A 16,637-nucleotide genomic window follows, 5' to 3' on the forward strand; every position below is an offset into this window, starting at 1 on the left:
CGGGACATTCAAGCTTATATATGGTAATATGTTACTAAGATCTTCCTGTAAATAAAGGAGCCTTGCCTCCTTTATCAGTACGGAAATATTGACTCCCCAAGTTATTCTGTTGGGGATCTGTTTCCTGTATTGGAAGGTTTTATTTTTATATGAGGAGGATTAATTATGAATAGAGAAATAAAATTTTTCAAAAGGTTTAATCCAAGTTTGGAGGTTATCTACTATGAACCATAGTATCCAACAAAGGAAGGACTACTTCAATCAGCAGCTGGTTTATATTGATGAAAATATTAAAGAGTTAACTGACCTATATGTCTCATCAACTCCGGTACTAGACCGAATAAAGCACTTTTTTACTTTATACTCTCTTGAAGTTGAGGACCTATTGAAGAATAATCAAAGAAAAGGCACTTTTCCTTATTTTCCGAAAGTGTATATTGGGACAAAGGTAACAGTTTTATACGATGAGGATAATGAAACAGAAGATTATGTTATTTGTTTCCCTGAACAGTCAGATCCTGATAAAGGCTTTATCTCCTTTTTATCACCAGTAGGAAGGCAGGTACTTCTTAAGAATCTAGGTGATAAAGTGGCGTTAAAAATTCCAACAGGCGACCTTTGGGTTACAATTAAGGAAATTTCATTTGTTGGTCATCTTTTAGACGTAACAACAAATACAAAAGAGGCATGAAAAAATATTATGAAACCGCTTTAACACAAGGGGAGCTACGGTCGAATTTTCGGCCATCTCTCCTTTTATTTGCTAGAAATGAGGCTATACACTTTGGATATTATTACTGCTGAACTTTGGGACGAAGATCTCTGGCAAAAAGTCAGAGTTATTTATATAGAAGCATTTAGTCAATACTGCGGTAAGCCTATAAGAAATCCTTTCAAGTTTTGAATCAAAAATAATCCAAAATGCAGAAGTCCTTCACTAATATCGTTTGAAATTCAGGGTCATTCCCATAGCAATTAGTATTCCCTCCCCCTCATAATAAAAAAAAGCACAATCCTTATATTAGGACTGCACTTGAATGTATATTTTTCACCCGACTTTAGTTTTTTACAATGAAGAGATTTCTTTAACAATTTGTTCAAGTGCTTCGCTAATTGGTGTAACTGGACGACCGAGAACTTTCTCAAAATCATTGCTTCCAACTGCTAATGAACCGTTTCGAATGCTTTCCTGAATCCCAACAACAATTGGAATCACAAAATCAGGCAAACCTAAACCTTTCATAATCTCAGCATATGTCTCGTCATTGACTTGTTGTACAGGTATTTCTTTACCCAAAACATGACCAAGAGCTGTTACTAATTCTTCTTGGGTTAAAAGTGTGCCTGAAAGTTCATATACTGTATTTTCGTGACCATTACCCGAAAGAACAGCTGCTGCTGCATCTGCATAATCCTGTTGCAGTGCCCAGCCTACCTTACCTGCACCGGCGGAAGTAACCCACGGCGCACCTGCCAAGACACCCTGAATGCTTCCAATTTCGTTTTCCAAATACCAATTGTTACGCAAGAAAGAATATGGGATACCAGTCTTAATAATGGCTGCCTCTGTCGCAACATGAGGCGGAGCCATTAAATTTTTGCTTTCTGTTGCATTTGCTAAGCTTGTATAAGCGATGAATTTAACTCCTGCACGATTAGCTGCTGCGACAGCATCGGTATGTTGACGAATTCTTGTCTCATTGTCTCCATCGGCAGAAATAATTAATAAGCGATCGATTCCTGCAAAAGCAGTATCCAAGGTTTGCGGCTGGTCAAAATCTCCCTGGCGAACTTCTACTCCACGAGCCCGCAGTCCTTCCGCTTTCTCAGGGTTGCGAACACTTACAGCCAGTTGTTCTGCTGGTACAGTTTTCAATAAAGTATCCACAACTTTCGTTCCTAATTTCCCAGTTGCTCCTGTAACTAATAGTTTCATTTGTATATCCCTCCATTTTATCTTTTTTATTATTCTCTAAAAAAGAATTCACACCCACATGTATCTATATCGGATACCTGTATCTATAATAGATACATGTTGTAACATTGTCAACATATTTAATAATCCTTTTTTATATTCTGGTATTTAAGGTATAATACCTTGTAATCAAATTAGATACATCTTATAATTCAAGATAAATTTGTTAATAAAAAATTAGGCAGGTGAATGATTTGTCTATCAGCAGCCGTTTTACCGTTGGAGTCCATATCTTGGCTCTTATAGAATTAAATAAAGAAGGGATAAGTTCATCGGAATTTTTAGCGGGAAGTGTTAACACCAATCCAACCTTGATAAGGAAAATTATAGGAATGCTTAAAAGGTCGAACTTAATCAAGGTAAAACCTGGTATTGCAGGGGCAAAACTAGCAAAGGAACCATCTTTTATAACATTACTTGACGTTTATAAAGCGGTCGATGTGGTACAGGAAAAAGAATTGTTTAATGTCCATGATAATCCTAATCCTAATTGCCCCGTGGGCAGGAATATTCAAGATTCGATCACCCCTGTTTTATCATCAGCTCAATTAGCTTTAGAAAAGGTACTAGCCAATGTAACGATTGAAAGTATTGTTAAGGATATTTTTGAAAAAGAAAATTTTAATACAATAATTGATTAACAAAAGACATTCTGAAAACAGAATGTTTTTTGTTAAACCCTCTATTTGTCTTTAGTAATTTTGAAAGTGTCTGATATAATATTTTTAATTAATATTTCAACAGTTTGTTTTTTAGCTAATCTTGGACTTTGACCAGACCAGAGTGACATAAAATCTTTATTATTTTCTGATGTAGCAGCTTTTCTAATATCTTGAGTAAGTGTATTTTGAACTGGAAAACCTGGTAATGAAGTTTCATATTTTTGCATATCCAGAATAAATTTGTTCTCAATACCTCTTGCCCATTTGCCTGAAAATGCACGAGTTAACACTGTCTTATCTTCATTTGCATTAAGAATTGCATCCTTATGTACTTGATGTGCTCCACTTTCAATACAGGTTAAGAATGCCGTACCCATTTGGACACCCTTTGCCCCTAAGCAAATGGAGGCCATTAACCCTCTCCCATCCATAATTCCCCCAGCTGCAATAACGGGTATGCTTACATGGTCAACAACCTGCGGGATCAATGACATTAAACCAATTAAACTTTCCTGAAACCCATTGATAAAGTTTCCTCGATGCCCGCCAGACTCACTCCCTTGAACAACAACCAAATCCATTCCGCTTTTTTCAATTTCAACTGCTTCTCTAACTGTCGTGGCGGTTCCAATCAGAATAATGTTATGTTGTTTTAAGGCAGCAATCAATTCCTTAGGAGGTATACCAAATGTAAAGGAACAGATAGGCACCTTTTCCTCAATCACAACCTTAATTTGTTCATTAAATGTTTCAAAAACATTCTTAGAATTAGGAATTTCCGAGCTATCCTTTTGGGGTAAATTTAATTGCTCACGGATCGGCTGTAATTGCTGTTTAGCTGAGTTCATCTTATCCTCTGTTACAGTAAATTCGTTGGGAACAAACAGATTTATCCCAAAATGGTTTGTTGTTAACTGCTTTATTTCCCTGATTTGTTCTCGCATTTGGGTTGGAGTCATATAACCTGCTCCAATCGTTCCTAGACCTCCAGAATTGGATACCTCCGCCACTAATTTCGAAGTGGTTACTCCACCCGCCATAGGAGCTTGAATGATCGGATAATCAATTTGCAAAAGTTCTGTCATCTCATTTTTCAACATAATTACTCCTCGATAGTTATATTCTTTCACTCCTAATAATTCTTTTCTAAAGTGAATATACCCTTTTAAATTTTAAAAATCTTCAAATTTTGTCAGATTTACTTCCTTTTACTTCATCTTATATAAAGTGTAACTAACAATAGGACCTTGAAATAAAGAAAGCTTGCAGAATCCATCCATTTGGAGGGTATCTGCAAGCTTTTTTATAGTTTCATATAATTAAATTATTTAACAATTAGTACTGGGCATGTTGCCTTTTGTACCACATAATGACTGACGCTACCCAGGAATAGTTCTTTTAATCCACTTAATCCTCTGCTTCCCATCACAACAAGATCGGCATCATTTTGCCTTACATAATCAACTATCATTTGACCAGGATTTCCTTCTAAAAGTACAGTTCCTGTTTTATTTTGCAGTGAATTTAATTCTTCCTCCAAATCCTTACGAATAGCCTGGATTTCCTCTCGTTGAGCCTCCTGGGCCGAAACATATACATAACCATATGAGTACGGTGCTGGCCTTAATGGTTGTTGAACCATTACGACATACAATTCAATGATTTTATCCTGTTTGGCCAAATTCATGGCCATTTTTAAGGCTTTTTTACTTAATGCAGAATGATCATATGCGACTACGATTCTAGAATAATCAGTTAACATTATTTTCATCCTCCTAATAAAAACTATATCTTATACTTTTATTATACGTCAGTAATTTCCAGTATGGCCAACCGAAAGTGACAAAAATCGTACAAACGAAGACCCTTGCCTTCATCATTTGACCTACAAAAGAAGCATTTATTTTAGTACAATTGCTCTCTTTATCACAAAAGACAATAGTTTTCAAATAATAGAGGCTTAGATTCACTTTATAAAAATTTTAACTGAATCTTTCAATATATAGATATATTATACTTAGTGAATTTTTTCACATTACCAAACTGAAAAATGTCTTATAATTCATTTGTAAACACGATATAGACAAATGGAGAGAGTGAGAATATGCAATAAAAACACCCACATATAATTTTACTGCAATATAGAATTTTTCACAAAACACCAAATAATTGACTTATATTGTGAAAAAGCTCACATTACATATTTGATTTACGTCACTTAGAGGGGGAATTAATTTGTTGAAGTTTGCTCGAGAAAATAGAGTAGTAGGATTCTTCGCAACACTTATACGTATTTATCTTGGGTACACATGGATCACTAATAGCTGGGCAAAAATATCTGCGGGTGGATTTGACGCAACAGGGTTCATGCAAGGGGCTATCGCAAATTCAAGAGGAGAAAATCCGGCTGTATATAGTTGGTGGGCAAATTTTTTAGAAACAGTTGCACTGCCAAATGGCGAATTATTTTCATTTATGGTTATGTGGGGTGAATTTTTAGTAGGACTAGCACTTATTATCGGACTCCTTACACAATTTGCACTTATTATGGGAATATTGATGAATGCTTCCTTTATATTGAGTGGTGCATCATACCCAGATATTCAAATGTTAATTTTAGCATTAATCTTAATTGTTTGTGTTCAAAATGCCTATAAAATTGGTTTGGATCGATGGGCGTTACCTTATCTAAGAACATTAATCAAGAAAATATCTTTTAGCGGAAAAATGAATAAAAGCATATAAATTAAAAAACAGCAGGGATTTCCCTGCTGTTTTTATCGATATGTTTTCTAGGAGTACCCCTTCTTCATTTTCTTATCAATTTTTACCTGTTACATTTATTCCATTGTCCATAAAAACCTTAGCATTTCGACCATATCCAAAACCAGGAAGCAATAGATCCTTAACTTTCTTTTCAAGGAAAAAATCCTTTGTCAAGATTGCGGAGTCAGCAGGTTCAATTCCCCACATCATTTGATTTTCGATAAAACTTGATTCCCAGAACTCTGCCATACCTCATTCCCCTTTATAAAATTTGCACTCTTTCAAATGTTTTTGTGTATAAATAGGAAAACGGTGAGGGAATTCCCTCACCGTTAATATTATACAATAAGATTGATTAGTTCATCATTTACTAGAACTTTTCCATCTTTGGTTGAAATAACATCTAAATATTGATTTGAATTGGTGATGACAACAGGAGTTTTTACATCATAGCCTGCAGCTTTAATGTTTTCAATATCAAATTGAATCAGCAAGTCGCCCCTCTTAACGGTATCCCATTGTTTTACATGAGCTTTGAAAAATTGGCCCTTCAGATTAATCGTATTAACTCCAACGTAAATTAAGATTTCAGCCCCATCTTCTGATGTAATTCCTATGGCATGTTCGGTTGGGAATAGTGTTGTCACCGTTCCGTCAACTGGTGAAACTACCTCACCTATTGTTGGCTCAATCGCGATTCCTTTTCCTACCATTTCTGTTGAAAAAAGAGGATCGGTAATTTTACTTAATGGAACAATGTCACCGATTAATGGACTTGAAATGATTTCACTCTTTACATTCGCCAGTCCAAATTCTTTAACCGTTTTCGATGGTTGGACCTTGTTTTTACCCTCATATCCAATTATAAGTGTAAGAACCATTGCTAACACTAAAGCCGTTAACGTACCAATTAAATATAATCCGACTGGTGTAAATACAGGAATAGACAAGAAACTTGGGAGAGCAAATCCAGTCGCCTTTACACCAAATGCCCCATTAATCGCTCCACCAATAGCTCCAGATATTGCAACAATCAACATTGTTCTTTTGTAGCGTACTAATAAACCGTATGTGATGATTTCTGTTGTACCTGCTAAAGCACCAGGAAGAAGCCCCGATCCAGCGAGCGTCTTCAAATTTTTATCCTTCGTTTTGAAGAAAACCCCAAGCCCCATCCCAATTTGTGCGAAAGGTGCGGCGGCTGCCATCGCGATAATCGGATCAAAACCAGTTGCAAGATTGGCAATAGCGAGTGGAATAACAGCCCAGTGAAGACCTAATATCGTCAAGAAGGTCCACCCTGCACCAAGCACCGCTCCTGTTAGAATTCCACTTTTCGAACTTAAAAATTGAATAATGATAGATAAGAACTCTCCAACATAAGTACCAAAAGGACCAAAAATAAGGATCGTTAAAGGAACAATAATGATTAATGAAATGAGTGGATTAATAAACATTTGTAAGTCTTTATAAATTACTTTTTTCAAAAACTTATCTAATACCGAATAAATAGAAACTGCAATTAAGATTGGGAAAACGGTTGAAGAATAACTCGCTAATAAAACCGGAATACCTAAGAAAGTGACGTCTTGTGCTCCTGAGGCAACTAAACCCGCATAATGCGGTTCTAAAAGAGCGGCACCGATAGTACCACCAACATAACCATTGGCTCCGAGCTTAGTAGCTAAAGTAATCCCGAGGAAAACTGGGAAGAAATAAAAAATAGCATGTCCAGCTGCCGAAAGAATGGCATAGGTTCCGCTTTCAGGAGATAACCATCCTAATGTCGTTAAAATGGATAATAAAGCCGAAATTAATCCAGATCCAGCAAGTACCCCTAGGATAGGTGCGAAACTTCCACTGATTGCTCCTAAAATTTTATTCATGACAGTTTCTTTTTTTTCTGTAGAATTTTCTTTCGAAACGTTAACTGCTTCCATCATTTGTTTCTCCCTTGTTGAAATTTTATGTTAAAAAAATGATTCTTAAATGTTGGAGTCAATAAGTCATAACTTCATCTTAGGATTTCTTTTCCCAATAAAAATTATTCACCAACACTGGTATACTAGTATATCAACCGATAATGCTATTTGTCTATATTGTGTTTTACTTTCGAAACCCTTGTAACCCCTTTCAATTCTTAGAGATTCCCTTTCATGGTATTCACAAATATTCTTTTCATAGTACTTTAACCTAGTAATGATACCTTCTTCATTTCTATATAAATGTCAATACAAAAAAGACGCTCCTTATTACGGAAGCGTCGATAGAAGGACTTAGATAGTTTTTGATTTAGAAGGTTTGTTCTCTTAAATTTGATTGTGAGGTAGGAAACCTATTACAAAAAAACTAATAAATTGTGTGCAAATATTAAATATCTATCAACTTAATTGTCATGTTTTATGCAATTTTCTTTCTATCACTGATTAGAAGTAGTTTAATTTAAAGCTTTACTTCTACCTCAGTTCCATCCTTCAATTTCGTTTCAACAAGGGTCACTCCACTGTGCATAGAAAGCCCTTGCAGCAACGGCTTCAAATCTTTTCTTTCAATTTCTGGGAAGTTGAATTTGCCGCCGTCCTTTTCAATTGCTTTATTTATTAAGCGATTAATCCTTTTTGATGTAATAACCAAACTGACCAAATTTAAAACCGCATAGGGAACGGGAAGGGAGAATCGTATATCCTTTACTTTCACCTTGACTTTTAACATAATCTACTCAATCACCACAAAAACTTTATCACCATTGGCCGAGGTGATGTTAACAATCTCTCCGTCTAATTCGTTTTCAATTGCTTCGATGAGCAGGTCAATGTTAATGTCTTTTACATATTTTTCTGCCTCAGGTATTTTTTCAGCAATATTTGTACCTACTTTTAAAACAGCCTTTACCAGATTAATCGGTAAATTCACATTTACATTATCACCTTCTTCGGAGGTCACACGAATCTTTAACATTTTATTTCCATAGGGGGCTTCTTTTTTTACTGTCACTATCTCTGGCTGATCTTTCCCTTGTAAGATACTAATTAATTCACTTGCTTTTTCCTTATCAATCTTTCCTTCCTCCACCAGCGTTAAGACTCTCGAAATTTCGTCTTTCATTAGACTTCCCCCTCTTTTAATAACTGAATAGCTTTCTCAGCGGTAATTTCCCCTTTTTCCAATAACGATACAATTTTTTTCTTATCTACTTCCGGTTTCTTTTGAGAGGAATATCCCAGAGCAGAGATAATTTCATCTAATTTTCCTCTAACTGTCGGATAGGAAATTCCGAGCTCCTTCTCGACCTCTTTGATATTTCCACGGCATTTAAGAAAAATTTCAATAAAATGCAGCTGTTCCTGACCGAGAGCCGCCAGTCTTGAAACTTCAAATTCATTTTCTACCGTTGTCTGGCAATGGTTACACTGTAGCTTAGTAATAATAAGCGATTTACTACAAACAGGACAATTAGTGAGTAAAGGATACGCCATACTGTTCTCCTTTCTATCATTTAATCATATCATACACCATATCTTTTGATTTTCAAACAAACATTTAAAATTACTTATAAAAATTTATATTTTTATTCAATAAGTTAACTTACATATTAAATAAATTAATTTATTGAAAATTTAAGTTAAAGTAAAAAGACAGACTCATTGGAGAGTCTGTCTGATTGTCGAGAAAGGGATAAGAGCCTATTTGACACTTAATGATGGTACATTTCATTGGCTGTAATCAATTTGGGAAGCGCCTGGTTTTGAAGGAAAAATTATTTTTCATTTTTTTATTATTTCATTCACTGTAGTTTTCATCATGTGAACCATTGTTTTTTTATACCTTGCTGCTATAAGAAGGACTCTTATTTGTTGGCTCGTGATAATTGATTAAAGCGAGGCTCTTGCTTCAAGAAGGAACGAAAAATCGACCAACTGGTCGGCATCAATGGAAAATCATCAAGAGATTGTTTGTTTCGCAAACGATAAAACCAGGGAATGATTCCAGCGGATTGGCTTTTATCGACTATACAGGGAGCATAAATGCTTTTAGTATGTTTCCGGAGCGATTCATAACGATCTTGTCCGCTAACAATTGTGTAGCTATCGTCCTTTCGATTTTTTTTGACAACCAAAACAAACATACAATCCCACATCAGCCGCTGAAGCTTCTTCACTTGTTCCGTAATTTTCAACGATACACCTGGTTTGATTTTACTCAGAGGTAAATACTGTATCGTGAATTTCACATTCATCCCTCCCGTTTTTGTTAACGCCAAATATTATGCAAATAAATTAAAGTCATTATAAAATTGAAAACCGCAGACTAATGTTTTGCGGTTTCTTTTTCTGTACTTATTCTTAATTTTATGTAAATAGAACTTCTATGATAAGAAATAACTATGTTACAAATTTTCAGCCTGATTTTTCAGTTTTTATGTCCTCCTACTTTACAAATACGGAACGACCACTATTATCCTTTCCCTCATTAAGATCGTTAAAATCATACAGATACACTTCTTCGCCATCTACGTATTGTTTCGTAAAAGTAAAACCCAATGTTTCGTATAATTTCTTACCGTTATTATTTTTTTGGTCTGTCGAAAAATAGATTTGTTTGCAGTTTTCAAATGTCTTCATTTCTTCAATTACAAGCTGCATGGCTTTTTTTCCATATCCCATTCCTTGCCATTTTTTATCAATCATTATTCGGCAGATTTCATAATAGTTTAGTTGTTTAGAATAGCCATACATCGTAAAACCAATGGGTTCATCATTTACTTCAATCGCTCTAGTTGTCCAATTCCCCTCAAACTGCGCCTGGACAAGTGATAAAGCATTAGAAGCAACGAACTCCTCACAAACCTTTGGAATTTCTCCATTTGTCGATAAAAGGATCACAGCAAGCCAATTCTTCTCATTAATTTCTACTAATTTCAAAATTATTAAGACCTCCTGAATTTGTAAAGTTGTTCTTTATTATTTTCAATAATCTTTCAAAAAATTGAATCTAAGCACTTTTTTTTAAATTTAATTCAATTTAAATCTAACAACCCCATTAAATGAAATTGGGTTTGCTAAGTGGATATTTACAAGTGTTGGGTAATCAATTATGTACTAAATTGACAGTCAATAAACAAAATTATTTAATAAATCCATTAAGGTACTGATAAAGTTCATTTAATTCTTGCTCTTTCCCAACTATACAATTTGGGTACTGTTTAATTTCGCCAACACTGGTTAGTTTAAAATCATTCGGTGTGGGTAGACCAGAAGCACAAAGCACCAAATAGTCCGCAAAATATATCAATCCGGTTAGTGCTGAAGTCTTAATGGTCATCTGCCCCATTGTTCTTCCCGCGAATAAGCCTTTTACCGCACTTTTACCACCCGTTCTTTCAATTACAATTTTACTCTCATCAATCATTACTTTTGTCCCAGAATTTAAATCAAAGGTTTTCATGTCTAATCCCCCTCGTGAATTGAAGTATCATTAATATATAATTGGCTATTTCTGTTTAATTTACAATTTCTACCCCATTTTTCATATGTTTTCGCTCTTTAACAATAGAGTCAAGATGTTGGGTGAATTCTTATTCTCCAGAATACGATAAACGTAGATACTTCTTCGCCTTCGTCATTCCAATATAGAAATATGTAAAATTGTTTGCATTTATTCGATAATCCTACTAAAATAACAAACTTCTACCAAATTAGCCAACAAAATCCTCCAAAACTCTTGTGTTTTTGATTTATTATTTTAATAATATAACTATAGTATACTTTATCCATACATAGAAAATATTTATGACTTTTCAGAAGTGGGCGTGGAAAAATTGTTTAAGGGAATCATCGAAAAATTATTTAGTTCAAATCAAAAATCATCTCAACCAAATTTGCCACCTATAAGCCAAGATCAAGTAGAGGCTATTGTAGATGCAAGGATAAAAGAGCATGCAGCAACTTTAGAATCCGTATCTACTCAACAAGGAACTACAAAACCTGCAGGCAACGAAGAAGACTACACATTAACAGAGAAGCAAATTGATTATGCCTTTACTCTACTTGAAAAAGTGAAGGATGAATTCGAGCTAGCCATTGATCCGACCAAACTAACAGTAAAAGATTTAAATCGATTAATAGCATTTAACCGCTATAAGAATAAAGGTACACTTGTAAATCTTGTAAAAAAGGGTGTATTACGGAAGAAGTAAATGTTGATAATTAGGCAACAAACCCCTGATAATTAATGAAACAGGGGTTTTGTTTCCTTTCTTTCAAAATGGTAATGAAGGCGGTATTCACATATTTTTTTTGTCCAGTTGAAATAAATCTCTACGTCTTTCTTCTCGACATCCATGTTTAGCGCAAATGTATCATTTTCAAATGAAAGTAATCATTTTGAACTTGCACTCCATTTCGTCATTGGCATTTTGCGATTAATTGACTTACAGATTTTTCATCGTAAGACCATAGTTTTTTAGCCGCTTTATCGGAAAAGTCAATCCGTTTTCGGTGTTCCATCTCCATTAGGTAGTGATGGAAAATGGTGCTACTCCCATATACTCATTAAGTTCTTCAAAGCTTTTAATCTTAAGTTCTTTTATGTATTCTTCATTATTCATTCTATGTATGGATCATTTTTAAACTTGGACGCTACCTTTAATGCAGAAATACAGTACTTCTTGTTCATTAACAAGCAGAACCACAATACTTTTCATATAATTCATCATAAAACAACCTCTGATACTTAGCGACAGCTATCCCATAAAAATAGCCAATTGGATTCTTTACTTTTGCTATTTTAACTTTATTTATCAGCTGCCTGAAGGAGTGCAGTGCGATTTCAAGGACTTCTGATTTTCCGTCACATAGATTTCGATTGGCCGCGATTTTTGCCATTTTCCAATATTCTTCGATGGTCTTTGCTTCTGGATAGAAGTATTTTACCAACTGTACAAAATCTTGTGGAACTCGATCACTAACAAATGTATGATCCAATTCAAGCGGTTCTTCTTTACGTTCTTTTATCTTTTTTTATTAGTTTTAGAAAGATTAATAGTTTTATATTGGTGGTTCATTTCTTCTTGCTTGGGTGGTTCATTTTTGGGAAAACGATTAAACACATAGAGATTGCTCGACTGTGATCCATTTTTCCGCTCTGTTTCGTGAACAGTGATGATGCCCATTTCTTTTGCTCTTTGTATCATCCGTTTAAAGGTTGAACGAGAAATACCATTGTCTTGATATTCCTGATTAATTGCCTTTAAAATCGTTCCTATTTTCGCATTACAAACTCCAGGATTTTTCGCTGCAAAACGAACTAGCCGCTTTAGCCCGACTAGCTCCCCTTTCGTAAACTCCAGCTTATGTTCCACCATCCACATTTCCATATTCGTATTAAATTCCTTTAAACTTGTAAACTGAGAATACTGTTCAAAACCCTTTATATTGCCCGATTTAATATTCATATTTTTGCACCAGCCCTTCTACCCTCTATATACAGATGAGGAGGCAAAAAGGACAGGTTGGGTCGCAGGTAATTGTTACAGTTTTGTGAATTGCGATTTTCCTTTATGTTGTTTCAAAAATTAGCCATTTTTGACCAGAATGTTGAAAAAAGCAAACATCAATTAGTCGTGAAACGACATATTTGATGTTTGCCTCTTCTCTTATATAAATCTATAACCTTTTATTTATTTGGCCAATTAGTTGGCATCGCAGCTATATTTTTGTTGAAATATAGTAAAGGTGTTTTGTCTTGTTTCGATAGTTCAACAACTTCTCCCATAAGGATTACATGATCACCAGCGTCTATTTGTTGGATAGTTTTACACTCCAATTTTCCTAGTGAGTCTATAATAATCGGTAAACCTATTTTAGATTTCTTCCAATTAACCTTTGAAAACCGATCTTGTTCTCTACCAGCAAATGCCCAACAAGCGTCAACTTGATCAGAGGATAAGGTATGAATGGCAAAATGGGTTGCATTTATAAAATTTTTAAATGTAGATACCTTTCTATCAATACACCAAAGTACAAGAAGAGGGTCTATAGAAACAGAAGTAAAGGAATTTACGGTTAGTCCTACAGGGTGGCCCTGGTCATCTAATGTTGTAACAATCGTTACTCCTGTTGGATAATTACCCATGATTTGTTTAAAGACATTAACCTTATCAATTGTTTCTTTCATAAATACCACCCTTTCTTTCTAAGCATCTACATATTATTTTATTTACTAGTTTGCACAGTTACATTTATCGCACTATCTTTTTGGATTCTAGGTTTAACGTACTTGGCAAATAGCTCAAGTGATTTTTTCCATTTTTCAGGTGTTGTCCAATCATATTGAGTAATTAGCAGTGTACCAAAATCGCCAATCTCTTCTCTAAGTTTATTAATTTTTCGAACACATTCATCTGGATCTCCGATAATCCATGGACCAGTTTCCGCCATATACTCTAAGGTTACATCCTCATCAGGCATATCTGGGTCAACCTTAGCCAATGGTCGAAGTCCAATACCAAATAGGTAATCATAATACGTTTCCTCGGCACCTTTTCTAATGTCTGCCCATGCTTGTTCGGTTGTTTCTGCAACGTAAACTACACGAGTTATTCTCCAGTCAGGTCTTGGAGATGGACGTCCATTCTCTTTAGCTACCCTATCGAGTACCTCTCCATGTTGTTTCAAAATATGAACAGGTGAAAACATTACGCTTAGTGGAATTAATCCCTTTTCAGCAGCAATCGTAAAACTGTTCAATGTTGCTAACCCTGCAATTGCCATAGGGGGATGTGGGGTTTGGTACGGCTTTACATTTAACTCTACATCATTCATTTCCCAATACTTTCCTTTATGGGAAACTGGACCATTTGAATTAAAAACCTTCAATATCATTTCTAAAGACTCTCCCATCATTGGACGAGTATCTTCTGGTTTTATATCAAATAATTCCATGTCACCAGGTAATCCTCCTGCTCCAATCCCCAGAATAAGGCGGCCTTTAGTTAAATGATCGAGAAATGCCGCTCTTTCAGCAACCTGAAAGGGATGGTGATAGGGTAAGGATACCACACCAGTTCCTAACTTGATTTTATTTGTAACCGCTGCCACATAAGCTAACATGATTTCAGCTGATGGAACGATTTCTCTGCCACCAGAGTGATGTTCACCAACCCATGCCTCGTCGTAACCCAACTCTTCGGCTAGAACTATTTGATCAACATCCCTCATCAATGCTTCTGTTGGATTTGCATCAGGTTGATGCTCTGGCATAAAGAATACTCCTGTTTTTAATTCCACTTTCATCCACTCCCTGTTTTATAATTACAATCTTACTATCTACTAGTAATTCACACGACAGTTTAGTAAATTTTCTTATTTTATATAACCCAATAATTTGTTCTATGACCACCCCCTTTAAGTAAAAGTTTTTTTCTGCAGGAAAATCTATTTAAGAAGTTCAGGTAAGAATAGTGTGAGTTGAGGGAAAAGTGTTACAAGAGCTAACACAATGATTAAGGAAATAAAAATTGGAATTAAATGTTTGAATGTTTGATCAAATGATATCCCTGCAAGTCGTGAAGCTATAAATACATTTACCCCTAAAGGAGGTGTTAGTAAGCCCAAGGTAAGATTTAAGCAGATGATCATCCCAAAATGCATGGGGTCAACACCTAGATTTACGGCAATCGGTAAAAGTAAAGGTACAAAAATCATCAATGCTGATACGGTCTCCATAAACATACCGATTAACAACAAGAACAAATTGATTATTATTAGAATAATAATAGGATTCGTCGAAATTCCACTAATCGACTCGGATAAGAACTGGGGCACTCGTTCCAATGATAATACACGTCCAAAAAATGATGCTGCCCCAACTAAAATCATGACACCGCCACTTACCGCAGATGTATTCATAAAAATACCTGGAATATCTTTAAAACCAATTTCTTTATGCACGAATAAGCTCACAATAAGACCATAAAATACTGCTATAACTGCGGCTTCAGTAGGGGTGAAAATCCCTCCATATATTCCGCCTAATACAATAACTGGGGCAAATAAAGCAAACTTAGCATCATATAACGCCTTTAAAATATCGGATAGATTACTTTTTTCCTCTTTGGCGAACCCTTCTTTTTTAGTAATAAAATAGTTTACGATAAGTAGTGCTACTGCAATGAGTATCCCTGGAATAATACCAGCAATAAACATTCCGCCAATGGATACTCCGGACATAACTCCAAAGAGGATAAAGATAATGCTTGGAGGGACTATTGGTCCCATTGAACCAGCACTTGCCACAATAGATGTTGCATAAGATTTTGAATAACCTTTTTTCACCATAAACGGAAGCATAATACCGCCAATAGCTGCAACCGTTGCAGGTCCAGAACCAGAAATAGATGCAAAAATAAAACTTGCCATAATAGTAATAATTCCTAAACCGCCCGTAAAAGCACCAAAGAGCTTTTCGGCAAATACAACTAATCGTCTCGCTATACCGCCCGTACTCATTACATCTCCTGCTAAAATGAATAGTGGAATAGCTATAAGCGGAAATGAATCACTTGCCCCAAAAGATGCAGTAATAAAGAGATTAATATTTGAAAGATCATGTAAAATTAGTAGTACGAGACTAGATATACCTAATGCAAATGCCACTGGCATATTTGTTGCGATTAGTAAGAAAAAGAGCATGAATAATATTAAAAGAGATAGTAACATGTTGGTCACTCCCCACTCAGGTTTACTGGTTTATTACTCTTAAATTCTTTATACCCGTGTGTTAGTAGTCTTAATGCCATAAGGGAATAGCCAATAGGAATAGATATATAGATAAAACCTACAGGAATTCGCATAGCAGTAGAGATATTCCCAGACTGGATCATTTCAAAACTATACGTAAACCCAACATACGCAATAAATATTGAGAAAATAAACCATAATATATTTCCCCCATATTCAAGATAAGGTCTGGTAACTTTAGGAAAAACTCTTTGTAAGGATTCAATCCTTATATGAGTCTTTTCTATAATTGCATAACTTGAACTAATAAAAATAAACCATATAAATAGATATCTAGCTAATTCACCTGACCATCTAAGTGAATTATTTAATATATATCTAGCTACAACTTCCATCCCCATAACCATGGTAATTAATAAAAGTAAAAGGAAACAAATATATCCTTCAAATGGTATCTTTTTTTGTTTTTGTAAAGCACCCAATGTCTTCCCTCCC

Annotated in this window: 20 protein-coding genes and 2 pseudogenes; 4 read left to right on the forward strand and 18 right to left on the reverse strand. The window is 35.1% G+C overall.

All coding sequences use genetic code 11. From position 1 onward, the window contains the following. The first annotated feature begins 223 nt into the window (after nucleotides 1-223). Complete coding sequence (locus NSS81_RS00135; protein WP_342431558.1) at nucleotides 224-691, forward strand: GreA/GreB family elongation factor; 468 nt, start codon at nucleotides 224-226, stop codon at nucleotides 689-691. Nucleotides 692-1,066: 375 nt separating this feature from the next. Here the strand turns inward: NSS81_RS00135 and NSS81_RS00140 are convergent, their stop codons facing one another. Then, nucleotides 1,067-1,936, reverse strand: coding sequence for an SDR family oxidoreductase (locus NSS81_RS00140; protein ID WP_342431559.1), 870 nt, complete (start codon nucleotides 1,934-1,936; stop codon nucleotides 1,067-1,069). A 233-nt stretch (nucleotides 1,937-2,169) separates the two neighbouring features. On the opposite strand from NSS81_RS00140, the gene NSS81_RS00145 reads away from it, so the two are divergent. Then, the gene (locus tag NSS81_RS00145; RefSeq protein ID WP_342431560.1) at nucleotides 2,170-2,616 is read left to right on the forward strand and encodes an Rrf2 family transcriptional regulator; all 447 of its coding nucleotides are present in this window, start codon (nucleotides 2,170-2,172) and stop codon (nucleotides 2,614-2,616) included. A 41-nt stretch (nucleotides 2,617-2,657) separates the two neighbouring features. Here the strand turns inward: NSS81_RS00145 and NSS81_RS00150 are convergent, their stop codons facing one another. Both NSS81_RS00150 and NSS81_RS00155 read right to left on the reverse strand, forming a co-directional pair. Beyond that, a complete protein-coding gene (locus tag NSS81_RS00150; protein ID WP_342431561.1) occupies nucleotides 2,658-3,737 on the reverse strand; it encodes a nitronate monooxygenase in 1,080 nt (359 codons plus the stop codon). A gap of 224 nt (nucleotides 3,738-3,961) precedes the next feature. After that, on the reverse strand, nucleotides 3,962-4,399 hold the full coding sequence (locus tag NSS81_RS00155) for a universal stress protein (RefSeq protein ID WP_342431562.1): 438 nt from the start codon (nucleotides 4,397-4,399) through the stop codon (nucleotides 3,962-3,964). A 473-nt stretch (nucleotides 4,400-4,872) separates the two neighbouring features. Between NSS81_RS00155 and NSS81_RS00160 the strand changes: the two genes are divergently transcribed. Continuing rightward, nucleotides 4,873-5,382 (forward strand): DoxX family protein, encoded by a 510-nt coding sequence (locus NSS81_RS00160; RefSeq protein WP_342431563.1) that lies wholly within the window; start codon nucleotides 4,873-4,875, stop codon nucleotides 5,380-5,382. Nucleotides 5,383-5,469: 87 nt separating this feature from the next. Here NSS81_RS00160 and NSS81_RS00165 read toward each other — a convergent pair. The 8 genes and pseudogenes from NSS81_RS00165 to NSS81_RS00200 form a co-directional block, all read right to left on the reverse strand. Further along, a pseudogene (locus NSS81_RS00165) lies at nucleotides 5,470-5,652 on the reverse strand (SAM-dependent methyltransferase); the annotation flags it as partial. Nucleotides 5,653-5,741: 89 nt separating this feature from the next. Continuing rightward, complete coding sequence (locus tag NSS81_RS00170) at nucleotides 5,742-7,346, reverse strand: glucose PTS transporter subunit IIA (protein ID WP_342431564.1); 1,605 nt, start codon at nucleotides 7,344-7,346, stop codon at nucleotides 5,742-5,744. 499 nt (nucleotides 7,347-7,845) lie between these two features. After that, on the reverse strand, nucleotides 7,846-8,115 hold the full coding sequence (locus NSS81_RS00175; protein WP_342431565.1) for a hypothetical protein: 270 nt from the start codon (nucleotides 8,113-8,115) through the stop codon (nucleotides 7,846-7,848). A gap of 3 nt (nucleotides 8,116-8,118) precedes the next feature. Continuing rightward, complete coding sequence (locus NSS81_RS00180; protein WP_342431566.1) at nucleotides 8,119-8,508, reverse strand: hypothetical protein; 390 nt, start codon at nucleotides 8,506-8,508, stop codon at nucleotides 8,119-8,121. After that, on the reverse strand, nucleotides 8,508-8,879 hold the full coding sequence (locus NSS81_RS00185) for a DUF2089 domain-containing protein (protein ID WP_342431567.1): 372 nt from the start codon (nucleotides 8,877-8,879) through the stop codon (nucleotides 8,508-8,510). The genes NSS81_RS00180 and NSS81_RS00185 overlap by 1 nt, the downstream gene beginning before the upstream one ends. Nucleotides 8,880-9,250: 371 nt before the next feature. Next, nucleotides 9,251-9,634: a hypothetical protein gene (locus NSS81_RS00190; protein ID WP_342431568.1), complete on the reverse strand. Its 384-nt coding sequence runs from the start codon at nucleotides 9,632-9,634 to the stop codon at nucleotides 9,251-9,253. 196 nt (nucleotides 9,635-9,830) lie between these two features. Then, nucleotides 9,831-10,325, reverse strand: coding sequence for a GNAT family N-acetyltransferase (locus tag NSS81_RS00195; protein WP_342431569.1), 495 nt, complete (start codon nucleotides 10,323-10,325; stop codon nucleotides 9,831-9,833). Between the two features lie 202 nt (nucleotides 10,326-10,527). Further along, complete coding sequence (locus tag NSS81_RS00200) at nucleotides 10,528-10,848, reverse strand: hypothetical protein (RefSeq protein WP_342431570.1); 321 nt, start codon at nucleotides 10,846-10,848, stop codon at nucleotides 10,528-10,530. 364 nt (nucleotides 10,849-11,212) lie between these two features. Between NSS81_RS00200 and NSS81_RS00205 the strand changes: the two genes are divergently transcribed. Further along, nucleotides 11,213-11,599, forward strand: a complete 387-nt coding sequence (locus NSS81_RS00205) for an ABC transporter ATP-binding protein (RefSeq protein WP_342431571.1) — start codon at nucleotides 11,213-11,215, stop codon at nucleotides 11,597-11,599. 32 nt (nucleotides 11,600-11,631) lie between these two features. Here NSS81_RS00205 and NSS81_RS00210 read toward each other — a convergent pair. The 7 genes and pseudogenes from NSS81_RS00210 to NSS81_RS00240 all read right to left on the reverse strand — a co-directional run. Beyond that, nucleotides 11,632-11,930: pseudogene (locus NSS81_RS00210) on the reverse strand (DNA helicase); the annotation flags it as partial. A 147-nt stretch (nucleotides 11,931-12,077) separates the two neighbouring features. Then, entirely contained in the window at nucleotides 12,078-12,386 is a 309-nt protein-coding gene (locus tag NSS81_RS00215; protein ID WP_342431572.1) for a hypothetical protein, read from the reverse strand. Between the two features lie 26 nt (nucleotides 12,387-12,412). Next, nucleotides 12,413-12,856 carry a hypothetical protein gene (locus NSS81_RS00220; RefSeq protein WP_342431573.1) on the reverse strand — a complete coding sequence of 148 codons (444 nt, stop codon included), beginning with the start codon at nucleotides 12,854-12,856 and terminating at the stop codon, nucleotides 12,413-12,415. A gap of 221 nt (nucleotides 12,857-13,077) precedes the next feature. Continuing rightward, the gene (locus NSS81_RS00225) at nucleotides 13,078-13,578 is read right to left on the reverse strand and encodes a flavin reductase family protein (protein WP_342431574.1); all 501 of its coding nucleotides are present in this window, start codon (nucleotides 13,576-13,578) and stop codon (nucleotides 13,078-13,080) included. Between the two features lie 38 nt (nucleotides 13,579-13,616). Then, entirely contained in the window at nucleotides 13,617-14,690 is a 1,074-nt protein-coding gene (locus NSS81_RS00230) for an LLM class flavin-dependent oxidoreductase (protein WP_342431575.1), read from the reverse strand. A 147-nt stretch (nucleotides 14,691-14,837) separates the two neighbouring features. After that, nucleotides 14,838-16,121 (reverse strand): TRAP transporter large permease, encoded by a 1,284-nt coding sequence (locus NSS81_RS00235; protein WP_342431576.1) that lies wholly within the window; start codon nucleotides 16,119-16,121, stop codon nucleotides 14,838-14,840. Between the two features lie 5 nt (nucleotides 16,122-16,126). Further along, nucleotides 16,127-16,624, reverse strand: coding sequence for a TRAP transporter small permease (locus NSS81_RS00240; protein ID WP_342431577.1), 498 nt, complete (start codon nucleotides 16,622-16,624; stop codon nucleotides 16,127-16,129). Nucleotides 16,625-16,637: the final 13 nt, after the last annotated feature.

The sequence above is a fragment of the Neobacillus sp. FSL H8-0543 genome (assembly GCF_038592905.1).
Lineage (GTDB): Bacteria > Bacillota > Bacilli > Bacillales > Cytobacillaceae > Neobacillus.